Genomic DNA, 12854 nt, shown 5'->3' with positions numbered 1-12854 from the left:
CAAGTTTGAAGGAGGAGTTAGGCATGCAACGGAGTGGAGACGACAAAACCGGACGAGAAGAAAGCGAAGGTTTCATCGAAGAGAACCGTGTGACCGACAGCGAGTCGGCGCTGCGAAGAGACATCCGGATTCTGGGCAACCTGCTGGGAGACGTGATCGTGTCTCAGTGCGGGCAAGAGATTTTCGATCAAGTAGAGAATGTCCGCGCGGCTGCGAAAGACTTGCGCAAACTCGGGACGGAGGCGTGCCGGGAGAAATTTCGAGAGACGATTCGGGAGATTCCGGCTCTGCATCGGCAGGAAGTCATCCGGGCGTTTGCGTTGTATTTTCAATTGGTCAACCTCGCGGAGCAGTCTCATCGCATCCGCCGCAAGCGTGAACACGAACTCACCACGGGCTCTCGTCCGCAGCGGGGGTCGTTGCTGAGCGCATTCACCAAAATGCAACGGCACGGGATCGACGCGGACGAAATGCAGTCGCTGATCCATCAGCTCGGGGTTGAATTGGTGCTGACCGCGCATCCGACCGAAGCGATGCGGCGCACGGTGCTGGACAAACACCATCGGATGGCGTTGATCTTGGAAAAGTTCGACGACCCGTCCGTCACGACCCGTGAGATGAAGAGTCTGACGCGGGAGTTGAAAGCGGAGATCGTCTCGCTTTGGCAGACGCGCAACGTGCGCAAGGAACGACTGACCGTGTTGGATGAAGTTCGCAACGGGCTGTACTTCCTCGACGAAGTGCTGTTTGACGTCTTGCCGGCGATTCATATGGAGATGGAGGAGCAACTGCAAGCGCTCTATCCGGAGCAAGAGTGGGAAGTGCCGACGTTCTTGCGTTTTGGTTCGTGGATGGGCGGCGACCGTGACGGGAATCCGTACGTCAAAGCCGACTTGACGTTCCAAACGCTCGTGTTGCACTTCGACCTCGCGATGCGCAAGTACGAGGAAGAGATTCGCTCGCTCGGGCAGGACCTCAGTCAATCGTATGAGCGGGCGGGGGCGAGTTTGGAATTGATTCAGTCCTTGGAGTTGGACGGCGACTATGTGCCCGATGAGCCGTACCGCGCCAAAGTCGATCAGATTCTGGAACGCTTGCAAGCGACGCAAGCGCGTTTTCACGGCGAAGTGAGCGTGGGGCTTGTGAAGTCCTACGAAGGTCCGGGGGAATTCCTCGCAGACATTCGGTTGCTGGAACGCTCTCTTCACGCACACAAAGCGCAGGAAATTGCGGAAGTGAAGGTCAGACCTTTGATTCGTCAGATTGAGCTGTTCGGCTTCCACATGGCGACGTTGGACATTCGCCAGCACAGCGAAGTGCATGAAGCGGCGCTGGAAGAGTTGTTCCGTCGAGCGCGTCTTGGCGGGTATGCGGACCAATCGGAGGACGAGAAGATTCGCCTCCTGACGGGCTTGTTGGAAGACCGCCGTCCGCTGTGCTCCCCGCATGTGGTAGTGGGAGAGCAGACGCAAGAGACGTTGGACGTGTTTCATACCGTGCGCAAAAGCCAGCAGTTGTTCGGAGCCGACTGTATCCAGAATTACTTGATCTCGATGGCGCAAGGGGTCAGCGATTTGCTCGAAGTGCTGTTGCTTTCCAAGGAAGCGGGCTTGTTCCAATGGAACGAGGACGGAAGCGTCACGAGCAGTTTGAACATCGTGCCGCTGTTCGAGACGATCGAGGACTTGCGAGATGCGCCGGCGATTGTCGATGTGATCTTCCGAAACCCCGTCTACCGCGAACATGTGAAAGCGCGGGGCGACCTGCAAGAAATAATGCTTGGCTACTCCGACAGCAACAAGGACGGCGGGTATCTGACGTCGAACTGGGAGCTCTACAAATCGCAGAAGGCGATCCACCAAGTCGCCGAGCAATACGGCGTGAAGTTGAAGTTCTTCCACGGGCGCGGCGGTGCGCTGGGTCGCGGGGGCGGTCCGATTGAGCGAAGCATCTTGGCACAGCCGCCGGAAGCGATGCAAGGCAAGGTCAAGATCACCGAGCAGGGCGAAGTGATCTCGCAACGCTACTCCCATCCGGGGATTGCGATGCGTTCGTTGGAATCGGCCGTTTCCTCGGTGTTGCTGGCGTCCTTGAACGTGCAGACGACGTACATGCGCGACACGGAGCGCCGTTGGTCGGAGATGATGGAGCAGTTGTCGCAAGCCTCGTTTGAAGCGTACCAGAATTTCGTCTATCGCAATGAAGACTTCCTGCCGTACTTCCAACAAGCGACCCCGATTGATGTCATCGGCGAGTTGAACCTCGGCTCGCGACCTGCCAAACGCAAAAACTCGCCGCGCATTCAAGACTTGCGGGCGATCCCGTGGGTGTTCTCGTGGACGCAGAACCGGCACTTGCTTCCGGCGTGGTTTGGATTCGGGAAAGCGATGTCTTCGGAGTTGAAGCGCAATCCGGAGTCGTTGCGTGAATTCCGTCGGATGTACCAGTTCTGGCCGTTCTTCCAAGCGATGATCGACAACATCCAGATGGCGCTGGCCAAAGCCGACATGTTGATTGCCGCCGAATACGTCCGTCTGGTCGAGGACCCCGAACTGGCCTCTCGCGTGTTCGGAAAAATCCAAGAGGAGTACGAGCGCACCAAGCGCGTCGTGCTTGAGATCACCGGCGAACGAGGCATCCTCGCCAACGCGCCGGTCATCCAAGAATCGATTCGCTTGCGCAATCCCTACGTCGACCCGCTGTCCTACCTGCAAGTCTTGCTCCTCGAAGAACTGCGAGACGCCCGCCGCGAAAGTGGCGAATCCGCCGAAGACATCGACGATGTCCTCCTCACGATCAACGGCATCTCCTCCGGACTTCGCAATACGGGTTGATGAAAAAAAAGACCTGCACGCACACGCGTGGCAGGTCTTCTTTTCGTTACAGCTTGTTCCAGTGTGCTTGGGAATACGCAACTTGCAGCCCGGCGCGTTGCATGTTGCGCAGGCTGTTGTTGGTGAAGCGGGCTTGGGAGCAGAGGAGGTCGCAGCCGAATCGGGCGGCTTCTGCGATTCGGTGGTGGAGCAGGGCGCTTTGCACACCCAGGTTGCGCAGGGAAGTTGTCGTGGTGGCGGCCGTGAAATAGGCGGTTCCTGCGTGTACGAACAGACTTGCCACCCCCGCAGGCTCTCCGTCCACTTCTGCGAGATAGTACGTAAAACTCGGATGCTCATCGAGCACTCGGTTGTTCTCCCCGACGGACGACGCATTCTCCATCGGCATCCCAAACCCTTCGCAGTACAACTTGCCAAACAGCGGGAAGTCCTCTGGATTCATCCGCCGAACCCGCACGCCCTCCGCCGGAGCGGGAATGTCCTCTGTGGGCACTCCGTAGAGCATCGTTTGGAAGCTCGCCTGGTAGAAGCCCCGTTGTGCCAATGCCTTGCCAAACTCAGGACTCATAAACGCAGGATTCAGTTCCAAAGTCGGCCCCATGCCCCGCGTTTCATAAAATGCAACGATGTCATCCAGATGCTCCAGCTCTTGTGCACCGAGCAGTTTCACCACATTGAGCAACGGTGTCGGAATCCCGAGGTTCACAAATGCGGTCGCCCGCCCGAACGCTGCGATCTCGATCCTCATCGGATTGCCTTCATACGCTCGCCAAATCGACTGGCGAACCCGCATCTGCTCGACGACGACCTCTTCCAAACGCACGACCAACTCGGTAGACAACGGCAGATTCATGCTACGCCACCGCGCCTTTGCTTTTCAGCTCTTCGGCGACTTGGTCGGGGTTTTTCCTTGGTTGTACAGATGCTTCATACATCGTCTCGTCAGCTCCTCATGGTAGCAATTGGTATCTAAAAGTCCTTCGTCAAAAAAAAGGGATTTCCTCCCTCCCTCTGGAATTGGTAGAACCAGTACAAGGAGGGAACGGGTATGTTGTTTCGTTACACGTTGAGAGAAAGCGCAGAATTACGATTGTTCGAAGAGCAAGACGCACAGGAGATGTACGAGTTGCTCGACCGCAACCGAGCCCACTTGCGGGAATGGTTGCCGTTTGTGGACAACAACCGCACGTCATTCGACTCTTTGACGTTTATCAAAATGGCGCGTCGCCAAGTGTCCGACAACCAAGGCGGGCAGTTCGCCATCCTCTGGGAAGGCAAGATCGCCGGCGTCGTCGGGTTCCACGGGATCGACTGGGGCAACCGCATGACGAGCATCGGCTACTGGCTCGGTCAGGAATACACGGGTCTGGGACTGATGACGCTCGCCACAGACGCACTCTGCAAGCTGGCGTTTGAAGTCTACAACTTGAACCGCGTCGAAATCAAAGTCGCGACGGAGAACTACAAGAGCCAAGCCGTCGCCGAACGCCTCGGCTTCACCCGCGAAGGCGTGCTTCGCCAGCGCGAATGGCTGTACGACCACTGGGTCGATCACATCGTTTACTCCAAACTGGCATCAGAGTGGAAAAAAAGTTGAAGTCCGCACGGGCGGGCTTCAACTTTTTTTGCGAACGCACGTCTAAAAGGGTATAGAGAACCGGGAGAGACAGAGGAGGCAAGGGGATGAAAGAGCAAGATCTGGTGGCCGACGCGCTGGCGAGCCGTTCGTCGATGGCCGAGTTGTTGCGGATGATCGAACCGTATGTGTTCCAAACCGCCTATTACCTGACCGGGAGCAAGATGGACGGCGAAGACGTTGCGCAGGACGCACTGTGGAAGATCTGCCGTTCCCTGCACCAATACAAAGGCAACAGTTCCTTCCGCACCTGGGTTTATTCGGTCGTGCTGAACACCTACCGCGATGCTCTTCGGAAAAAGCGTCGCGTCACGGTGCCGCTCGACGAATCCTTCGTCGACTACTCGCCGTCTGTGGAAGAGACGGTGGCGACACGCAGTCGCTTGGACGACTTGCGGCGGGAGATTATGAAGTTGAACACGGAGGACCGCGAGATTTTCGTGTTGCGTCATTTGCAGCAATTGTCTTATACGGAAGTCGCGGCGACGATGGAGGTCACGGAAGCCCATGTGCGTTCGCGGCTCTACCGCACGCGCCAGAAGTTGAAAAGTTTGCTACACGGAGGTGAGTGAGAGGATGTCGTGCGCAGAGATGGAGTTCATGATTCAGCGGTATTATGACGGAGAACTGGTAGCGGAGGAAGAGACGATGCTGCACGCTCATCTGAGCGGCTGTGTCCATTGCGACCGAGAGTTTCGGGAGTTTGGGGCGTTGTTCGGAGACATCGGCGCGTTGCAAGTGCAGGTCGCACACCGAGATATCCTCTCGCAAACCTTGCATCGTCTGGAAGAAGCGGAGCAAAAACGCCGCATGGACGTCTGGTGGCGCGGAGTGGCGGTCGCGGCTTCGGTGCTGATCATTGCAGGCACGGCGTTTCTGAACTGGACCGATTCGGGAAAAGCGGTGAAGCACGAAGTGTCGGCGTTTTTCTCGCAAAGTCAGGATCATCCGAAGACGCCGGAGCAGGCAGTGGAGCGCCCGGTGACCGATGTGGAGCACGACCGCGACCAAGCATATGCGGCGCTTGCGAACATCTATACGCAAGTTGGTTTTCCGCTCTTGGAGTTGGGTGACAAGCGGCTGCAATTGGATTCGACGTCGCTGATCGGCGGCGATGAGAAGTTCATGTACCAGATGGTCGAGTTGGAATACACGATGGCCGGAGAGACGTCGAACCAGACGGACACCGTGTATTTCTTGGCAACCCCCGACAGCTCGATGAAGGACCAGGCGAAAAGCAACGTCGGCCACTACGTGTTCTCCGGCGAGGCGCAGGCGGGACCGTTCCTCTGGGCGAAAGTAGGGGCGCACGCGATCACGGCGGAGATAAACGGAGTGTTTTATCAGATTTTCTCGCCGTTCCTCAGCACGCAAGACCTGTTGAAGATCGCCGAGACGATTCAGAAGCGCTAGGTAAGTAGCAGGAATTTTCGTATAATAGGATCATGGAGAGCAAGTTCGGAGGTGAGACCCCATGTTTCTCAAACCGCTGTTTGAAAATGACGTCCCGAAAGCCGACCGCCGCTAACGGAGGGAGGCATTTTTTCTCCGTTAGGTAGCTGATGGAGCTGACCTGAAAAAACGGAGGGACTACTACTTATGTCAAATTCAAAACGCTATCTTGGCTCCCTGTACTTGGCCTTGGCCGCCGGCATCTGGGGAGGCACGTACGTGGTGAGCAAGATCGTGCTGGAAGTTATACCGCCATTTGAATTGGTGTGGATTCGCTATCTGATCGCGTCGGTGACGCTGGTTGTCATGGGGCTGGTCTCACGGCAATCGTGGAAGATTCGCAAGCAGGACATACCGCTGGTGTTGGCGATCGGGCTGATCGGCTATCTCTTGTCGATCACCGCGCAATTTATCGGCACGAAGCTCTCGTCTGCGCAGATGGGCGCTGTGATTACCTCGGCGACGCCGGCGTTTATGGTGGTGTTTGCCCGGTTCTTGTTGCAAGAGAAAGTGAATTGGCGCAAGGGATTGTCCGTTTGTTTGGCGACGGTCGGGGTCTTGCTGATCGTCTTTGGAAACGGGAGCGATGCGCAGAGCGGGTTTGGCAGCGGCATCCTGCTTGGGGGAGCGATTTTGTTTCTCGCCGCGTTGACGTGGGCGCTGATGTCCGTGTTGGTCAAGCGCGTGCCGAGCGACTATCCTCAAGTGGTGATCACGACCTATGCGATTCTCGTCGCGTTTGTTTTTATGTCACCGTACTCGCTGTATCAACTGTCTTCGTTTGACTTCCATCCTGTGTTTGAGCCGAGTGTGATCTTCGGGCTCTTGTATCTGGGGACCGTTTCGACGGCGGGCGCTTTTTTGCTCTGGAACCAAGGGTTGCAGATGGTGGAGGCTGGGAGTGGCGGGCTGTATTTCTTTTTCCAACCGCTCGTGGGGACAATGCTCGGGTGGTTGATCTTGGGTGAGCAGGTGGGCTTCCTGTTTTGGGTGGGGAGCTTCTTGATTCTCTCCGGGGTCTTGTTTGTCATCAGGGAATGATTGAAAAAAACCTCCTTCTCTCGCTCATGAGATGGAGGTTTTTTTAGTTTTCGGGAGGACAAATCGAACCAGACCGATTGAGTAGAGCGGCAGCAGGACGAGAGCTGTAAGCAAAGAACTTCTGATCAATTCGTCGGGCACGTCGAGGATGGCCATCGTAGCTTGCGCAGGATCGACCGGCTGATAAAGCGCCAACGCAACCACCAGAGGAACGAGAGCAAACCCCAACTTCGAATAGAAAAAGGAGATCTTGCCATTCTCGAATTGCAACAGCCAGATCATGTACCAGACGAAGACATAACCGAGATAGACCAACCCCGCAACCACCAAAGGAGCCGTCCTGTTTGCAAACAGCGCATCACCCGTAGCGGAAAACAAGATCATGCCCCCGATCAAACTCCCAAAAAAGTAGCCGAACCAGATCAAGATCAAGAGCAGCACATGCAGAAACCCAACAGCCAAACCAGACCCACACGCACGCAAAACGTTTTTCATCAGTCCGTCACACCTCAACCTACACTTTTCCAGTCATTTCCTCTATCATACACACAATCCACAAAATCACCTATAGCCATGCCCTCATAATTCCATGATAAAACCCCCCTTCACAAGAAGTGAAGAGGGGGTTCCGACCCACCATGAAAGGGGATTGCTACTGACCCGTCTAGCTAAAAAGGTTTCCGACCTGTCATGATAGAGTTTGCTACTGACCCGTTTAGCTAAAAAGGTTTCCGACCTGTCATGAAAGTGATTGCTGACCGGCTACCTAAGGTGGCTTCCGATCTGTTGAGCATAGTGGCTTGCTTCCTGTATCGATTGAAGGTGTCGTTTGCAGGGGGGCCGCTTACTTTTTCATCCCGGTGTAGATGTGAATGGCATCCCGCAGGAACTCGGCAGTGCCCGGTTGTTTGGCATCGTAGTGTGCTCGGAAGCGTTCGTCATCGACATACATTTGAGAAAGTCCGGCATGGGCTTCCTTGCTGTATTGCGCCCAGTAGAACATCAACCATTGCTTGTGCAGATCGGCCGCTTTTTGCGCGAGATCGCCTGCCGGATCTCCGGTTTGGAAGGCATCTGCCAGTGTGGTGGCAAGTTCCTCTGCCAAGCGGGTGACTTCGGCGTGTTGTTCTTGGGTCATATTTTTTACTTTTTCGTTGGACTTGTTGACGGTGTCCTCACCGTATTTTTCACGAATTTCCTTGCCGTACTTTCGTTCGTTTTCCTCGATCATGTTTTGCTTGAAACCTTCGAATTTCTCTTGGTCGCTCATGTGAATTCTCCCTTCGGACGATGCGATTGTTTTTTCCACGTTGGCAATCAGCAAGTCTAATTGCTTTCGTTTGTCGAGGAGTTGTTCACGGTGGTCTCGTAGAGCTCGGGTCCCGTCAAACGAAGGGTCGGTGATGATCTCCCGTATGCTTTCCAAACTGAGCCCAAGCTCCCGGTAGAACAGGATTTGTTGCAAGGAGTCCACTTCCGCCTGACCATAAATCCGGTACCCCGACGAGTTGATTCGAGTCGGCTTGAGGATGCCGATTTCGTCATAATACCGAAGCGTCCTGGTGCTGATCCCCGCTAACTGGCCAAGCTTTTGCACGGTATATTCCAAGTGTGATCGCCTCCTGACAATTCCACTGTACAGCTTGACGTAACGTGAAGGTCAACTCCCGAAGTTAAAAATCCCCACATAGCAGCTCTGCAACGGCCCCCGCAAAAAGAGACCCCGATTGCTCACTTCCAAACGCAACATCGCTTCTGCGGCCGAGAGTTCAAGCGTTCGAATATAGATCGCAGTGCCGTACAGATTCATCAAAATTCCCCTTCTTTACATAAAAAACACCACAGGACATACCCGTGGTGTACGTATTGTGGTTCACACGAAGTCGCCGAACTCGCCGTACTGCTCAGAGTTGCAATCGTATTTTTCACATCAAACCGTATTCGCAATCTGAACGATACGCTTGTATCCATCCGCCAAAATCCTGATGTTGGTCTTTACGATAAGAAAACCGCCTCGTTGAAGAGGCGGCTTATTGAGCTATCTAATCGTCTGGTAAACGAGGGCTATGGCTCCAGAATCAAAGGTCTTGTTTTCGATTAGTTTAAGATTGATCTTCTCCTTGAGACCTTGGAATAACGGCAGCCCGCTGCCGATCAGGACGGGAGAAACCGTAATTTTATACTCATCTATTAAATCAAGCTGCATAAGGTAGTGTGCTAACCTAGGACTGCCGAGGATGACCATATCCTTGCCTGGCTGTTGTTTGAGGTTCTTGATCTCTTCCTCGACATCTTCTTTCACCAGTCTGGAATTGTTCCATTCGACTTTCTCCAGCGACGTGGAAAAAACGATTTTGGCTGTCTTTTCGATCCACTCGGCATGATCCAATTCATGCTGCGAAGATGAGGGGTCCGAAGGCACAGATGTCCAGTAACTGTGCATCATCTGATAAGTCCCACGTCCCCATATGACAGTGTCGGCAGTACTCAGAATCTCTTTCGCGTGCTTCTCCATGTCAGCATCATGGGAAACCCAGCCAATGTCCATTTCACCGTTCGGACCTTCTACAAAACCGTCAAGTGATGCGTGCAGAAATAGAACGAGCTTTCTCATTTTTAGTTCTCCTTTGTTCATAAGGGTTAACTACGTTATACATTCACTACATTTTATCATAACTCAACTTGGAATGTTTCGTATTTTCTGTCGGTGATAACTATTTGATTATTAAAAAAAACGGTGGTTCTCTTTTCAATAGAGAGAACTTCGTTGATGCGAATACCAGTGTCAAGCATGAGAGTCTTCATCACACATCATCACGAAATCCAAATTATAGTGTAGTCGCGGACTTCTTCAACGAGGTGAGACGTAGGCAACAGGTGTTAGAGCTCCTCGTGCTCTAGCCATCTTCTTAGCTGAAAGGTACAGTGGGTGTGCGTGGCGGTGAGGACGGGTTACGGGTTGCAATTCGTTTTTGTTCATGAAAAAACCCCTCCGATGTCCTTCATCGAGGGGTGCAAACTACGCTCGGAGCGTATCGTACTGACGATTCCAAAGTTCAATACGATACGTTCGTGCGTTTCGGGCTCAGAAAAAGCCCGAAAAACCTAGATCGCCAGCATTTTCACCAGCGCATCATCCTCAAGCAAGTTCCCCACGAGGAAGTCGCCGAACTCGCCGTACTTCGCGGAGACTTCGTCGAATCTCATCTCGTAGACGATGTGCTTGAAGTTCACCGGATCGTTGGAGAACAGCGTGACGCCCCATTCCCACTCGTCGAAGCCGACGGAGCCGGTGATGATCTGCTTGATCTTGCCTGCGTACTTGCGGCCGGTCATGCCGTGCGAACGCATGAGGGTGCGACGCTCGTCCATGGTCAGAGAGTACCAGTTGTCAGCGCCGGAGCGCTTTTTGTTCATCGGGTAGAAGCAAATGTGCTTGTACGGAGCCAGTTCCGGGTAGAGGCGCTCGCGGACTTGCGGGTTCGCGTACGGGTCTTCGCCCGGCGTGTTGACGTAGTTGGAGAGTTCCACCACGGACACGTACGAATAGGTCGGGATCGTAAAGTCGGCGAACTTGCTTTTGTTGAACGCAAGCTCCACTTCTTGCAGCTCTTCAAAAGTCGGGCGCAGGAACATGAAGACCATGTCCGCTTTGTGACCGATGATGCTGTAATGAGCGGTGCTGCCGTTTTTGTCTGCTTGGTTTTGCGTCCAAGAAGCACGCAGGGATTGGAGCTCGTCCAACGCTGCTTGGCGGTCTTCTTCATCAGCCATTTTCCACGCTTCCCAGTCGATCTTGCGGAAGTCATGGAGAACGTACCAGCCCTCCAGGGTCATCAGGGCTTCATTTTTCGGCTGTTCTGCAGCCGGGGTCGGATGCGTCGTCATGTCTCTAACATCTCCCTCGTTATGTAAAATCACATGGACTAGTATACCACAAAATAACTCCTTGCCACATCGAAGCGACCGTGCTAGGATAGCTTTAACGCTGTTAGGCTTTTATGCTTTTGGGTAATAAAGCGTTCGAACCAGAATCTCACAATGAGGAGGAGTAAGCGATGACAACCAGTACCGTACCTTCAACGAAACGCATCCCTGCGCATCTGCGCCCGTTTGTGGTGGAACAGGATTATCCGCGCTATACGCCGGTTGACCAGGCTGTGTGGCGTTATGTTCTGCGCCAAAACAGCGCGTTTTTGAGCGAAAAGGGGTTCGGCTCGTATCGGGACGGTCTGGCGTTCACGGGCATGTCTGTTGAGCGAATTCCGCGCGTGGAGGAAATGAACGAGGTGCTGGCTCCGCATGGATGGGGCGCCGTTGCGATTGACGGGTTCATTCCGTCTGTCACGTTTTTTGATTTCCAAGCGCATGGCTTGTTGCCGATCTCGAGCGACATTCGCATGTTCCAGAACATCGCCTACACCCCGGCTCCCGACATCATCCACGAATCGGCCGGCCATGCCCCGATGTTGATCCATCCGGGGTATGGAGAGTTTCTCAAACTCTTTGGAGGCATTGGGGCGAAGGCCCTGTCTTCCAAACAGGACGTCGCGGTCTACGAAGCGATGCGGTTGGTGTCGATTTTGAAGGAAGACCCGAGCGCCACGCAGGAGGACATCCTCCAAGCGGAGCAGAACTTGGACGCTGCCTTGGCTGCCAAGACGGAGATTTCTGAAGAAACGTTGATCTCCCGCATCTACTGGTGGACCGTGGAATACGGTTTGATCGGTGAAGTTGACGATCCGAAGCTGTACGGCGCGGGATTGCTGTCTTCGATGGGGGAGAGCCGCAGTTGTTTGTTGCCCCCGGTTGAACGGATTCCGTTTACGCTTGAGGGCGTGCTCGCGACCGACTTTGACATCACCCGTCCGCAGCCGCAATTGTTCGTCTGCCGCGATTTCGACGAGTTGACGCAAGCGGTGGAGCGCTTTGCCGACACGATGGCGTTCCGTGTAGGCGGGACTTCCAGCTTGAAAAAAGCGTTGGATTCCGGCTCGCCGGCCACCGCTGTCTACTCCTCCGGTCTGCAAGTGAGTGGTGAATTCACCGCTTTGGAGTTTGATGAAGCGGGGGAAGCCGTCTACTTGAAGACGACAGGCCCGACTGCCTTGGCGTTTGCCGATCAGGAACTGCCGGGGCACGGCATCGACTACCACAGCCAAGGATTCGGCTCTCCGATCGGGTTGTTGCGTGGAATCGAGACGCCGTTGGAGGAGTTTACAGACGCGCAACTTCGCGAGCACGGAATTGTGACCGGGCATCAAACCCTGTTGGAGTTTGCATCCGGCGTGCATGTACAGGGTGTGGTGAAGTATGTCCACCGTGAAGGCGGCCAACTTGTGTTGATCGGGTTTGAAGCGTGTACCGTGACGCTTGCGGATACGGTACTTTTTGAAGCCGCATGGGGAACGTTCGATATGGCGGTCGGTCAGGCGATCACGTCTGTGTACGCCGGCGTCGCCGATCCGGAACGGTTCCATGCACACGCCTACAAACCGTCTGAGACGCGCACCGTTCGCCCGAACTACATCGACGTGGAGAAACTTGTGCATTCGCTGTACCGGAGCATTCGGGATTTGCGTGAAAGCAAGCCGAGCCGTGATCGTTTGGAAGAGGGCGTGCAATTCGTCCTCGATCAGATCGAGGAACACGGAGTCCGAGATTGGTTGCTTCATGTCGAAATCCTCGAACTTCTCACCGCACATCGCGTTCTCTCAGAAGGTCAGAGCCAAGTACGTGAGATCTTGGAACAGATCGCTGCCGAGAAGCCTGAGTTGAGAAGCCTGATTCAGAACGGGCTGAAGTTGATTTGAGTAGAGTTGAGCAGTGGAGCTGAGGCGATTTTTGAGCCAGAAGAGATGAGTGGAGGGCATTGTGTTTCACCTGGGTCT

12 protein-coding genes are annotated in these 12854 nt (G+C 54.4%); 6 read left to right on the top strand and 6 right to left on the bottom strand.

Annotation, left to right across the window (positions count from 1 at the left end; all coding sequences use genetic code 11):
• The first annotated feature begins 23 nt into the window (after positions 1 to 23).
• Entirely contained in the window at positions 24 to 2834 is a 2811-nt protein-coding gene (gene ppc / locus JJB07_RS09065; protein ID WP_201633910.1) for a phosphoenolpyruvate carboxylase, read from the top strand.
• A 46-nt stretch (positions 2835 to 2880) separates the two neighbouring features.
• Here ppc and JJB07_RS09060 read toward each other — a convergent pair whose 3' ends face one another.
• Positions 2881 to 3687 carry a GNAT family N-acetyltransferase gene (locus tag JJB07_RS09060; RefSeq protein ID WP_201633906.1) on the bottom strand — a complete coding sequence of 269 codons (807 nt, stop codon included), beginning with the start codon at positions 3685 to 3687 and terminating at the stop codon, positions 2881 to 2883.
• Between the two features lie 195 nt (positions 3688 to 3882).
• Here JJB07_RS09060 and JJB07_RS09055 point away from each other — a divergent pair, with 195 nt between their 5' ends.
• From JJB07_RS09055 to JJB07_RS09040, 4 genes are all read left to right on the top strand, one after another.
• Positions 3883 to 4431: a GNAT family N-acetyltransferase gene (locus tag JJB07_RS09055; protein WP_201633903.1), complete on the top strand. Its 549-nt coding sequence runs from the start codon at positions 3883 to 3885 to the stop codon at positions 4429 to 4431.
• An 86-nt stretch (positions 4432 to 4517) separates the two neighbouring features.
• The gene (locus JJB07_RS09050; RefSeq protein ID WP_201633900.1) at positions 4518 to 5042 is read left to right on the top strand and encodes an RNA polymerase sigma factor; all 525 of its coding nucleotides are present in this window, start codon (positions 4518 to 4520) and stop codon (positions 5040 to 5042) included.
• A 4-nt stretch (positions 5043 to 5046) separates the two neighbouring features.
• On the top strand, positions 5047 to 5883 hold the full coding sequence (locus tag JJB07_RS09045; RefSeq protein ID WP_201633897.1) for an anti-sigma factor family protein: 837 nt from the start codon (positions 5047 to 5049) through the stop codon (positions 5881 to 5883).
• A 186-nt stretch (positions 5884 to 6069) separates the two neighbouring features.
• On the top strand, positions 6070 to 6963 hold the full coding sequence (locus JJB07_RS09040) for a DMT family transporter (RefSeq protein WP_201633894.1): 894 nt from the start codon (positions 6070 to 6072) through the stop codon (positions 6961 to 6963).
• A 24-nt stretch (positions 6964 to 6987) separates the two neighbouring features.
• On the opposite strand, the gene JJB07_RS09035 is transcribed toward JJB07_RS09040, so the two are convergent.
• The 5 genes from JJB07_RS09035 to hemQ all read right to left on the bottom strand — a co-directional run bounded on the left by JJB07_RS09035 (position 6988) and on the right by hemQ (position 10851).
• A complete protein-coding gene (locus tag JJB07_RS09035; protein ID WP_201633891.1) occupies positions 6988 to 7458 on the bottom strand; it encodes a hypothetical protein in 471 nt (156 codons plus the stop codon).
• A 349-nt stretch (positions 7459 to 7807) separates the two neighbouring features.
• Positions 7808 to 8572 carry a MerR family transcriptional regulator gene (locus tag JJB07_RS09030; protein ID WP_201633888.1) on the bottom strand — a complete coding sequence of 255 codons (765 nt, stop codon included), beginning with the start codon at positions 8570 to 8572 and terminating at the stop codon, positions 7808 to 7810.
• A gap of 51 nt (positions 8573 to 8623) precedes the next feature.
• Entirely contained in the window at positions 8624 to 8773 is a 150-nt protein-coding gene (locus tag JJB07_RS09025) for a hypothetical protein (protein ID WP_201633885.1), read from the bottom strand.
• Between the two features lie 228 nt (positions 8774 to 9001).
• Entirely contained in the window at positions 9002 to 9577 is a 576-nt protein-coding gene (locus JJB07_RS09020) for a dihydrofolate reductase family protein (protein ID WP_201633882.1), read from the bottom strand.
• 491 nt (positions 9578 to 10068) lie between these two features.
• Positions 10069 to 10851 (bottom strand): hydrogen peroxide-dependent heme synthase, encoded by a 783-nt coding sequence (gene hemQ, locus JJB07_RS09015; protein ID WP_201633880.1) that lies wholly within the window; start codon positions 10849 to 10851, stop codon positions 10069 to 10071.
• A gap of 170 nt (positions 10852 to 11021) precedes the next feature.
• Here hemQ and JJB07_RS09010 point away from each other — a divergent pair, with 170 nt between their 5' ends.
• Positions 11022 to 12776 carry an aromatic amino acid hydroxylase gene (locus JJB07_RS09010; RefSeq protein ID WP_201633878.1) on the top strand — a complete coding sequence of 585 codons (1755 nt, stop codon included), beginning with the start codon at positions 11022 to 11024 and terminating at the stop codon, positions 12774 to 12776.
• Positions 12777 to 12854: the final 78 nt, after the last annotated feature.

It is taken from the genome of Tumebacillus amylolyticus, from assembly GCF_016722965.1.
Taxonomy (GTDB): Bacteria; Bacillota; Bacilli; order Tumebacillales; family Tumebacillaceae; genus Tumebacillus; species Tumebacillus amylolyticus.
Note: the sequence above shows the minus strand (reverse complement) of the source record. Positions and strands in the feature narration are given on the sequence as shown.

Bases quoted from the DNA above. Each gene is read 5' to 3' on its own strand.
- JJB07_RS09050 (WP_201633900.1), top strand. From the start codon at position 4,518: ATGAAAGAGCAAGATCTGGTGGCCGACGCGCTGGCGAGCCGTTCGTCG.
- hemQ (WP_201633880.1), bottom strand. From the start codon at position 10,851: ATGACGACGCATCCGACCCCGGCTGCAGAACAGCCGAAAAATGAAGCC.
- JJB07_RS09025 (WP_201633885.1), bottom strand. From the start codon at position 8,773: ATGAATCTGTACGGCACTGCGATCTATATTCGAACGCTTGAACTCTCG.
- JJB07_RS09040 (WP_201633894.1), top strand. From the start codon at position 6,070: ATGTCAAATTCAAAACGCTATCTTGGCTCCCTGTACTTGGCCTTGGCC.
- ppc (WP_201633910.1), top strand. From the start codon at position 24: ATGCAACGGAGTGGAGACGACAAAACCGGACGAGAAGAAAGCGAAGGT.
- JJB07_RS09020 (WP_201633882.1), bottom strand. From the start codon at position 9,577: ATGAGAAAGCTCGTTCTATTTCTGCACGCATCACTTGACGGTTTTGTA.
- JJB07_RS09035 (WP_201633891.1), bottom strand. From the start codon at position 7,458: ATGAAAAACGTTTTGCGTGCGTGTGGGTCTGGTTTGGCTGTTGGGTTT.
- JJB07_RS09055 (WP_201633903.1), top strand. From the start codon at position 3,883: ATGTTGTTTCGTTACACGTTGAGAGAAAGCGCAGAATTACGATTGTTC.
- JJB07_RS09010 (WP_201633878.1), top strand. From the start codon at position 11,022: ATGACAACCAGTACCGTACCTTCAACGAAACGCATCCCTGCGCATCTG.
- JJB07_RS09045 (WP_201633897.1), top strand. From the start codon at position 5,047: ATGTCGTGCGCAGAGATGGAGTTCATGATTCAGCGGTATTATGACGGA.
- JJB07_RS09060 (WP_201633906.1), bottom strand. From the start codon at position 3,687: ATGAATCTGCCGTTGTCTACCGAGTTGGTCGTGCGTTTGGAAGAGGTC.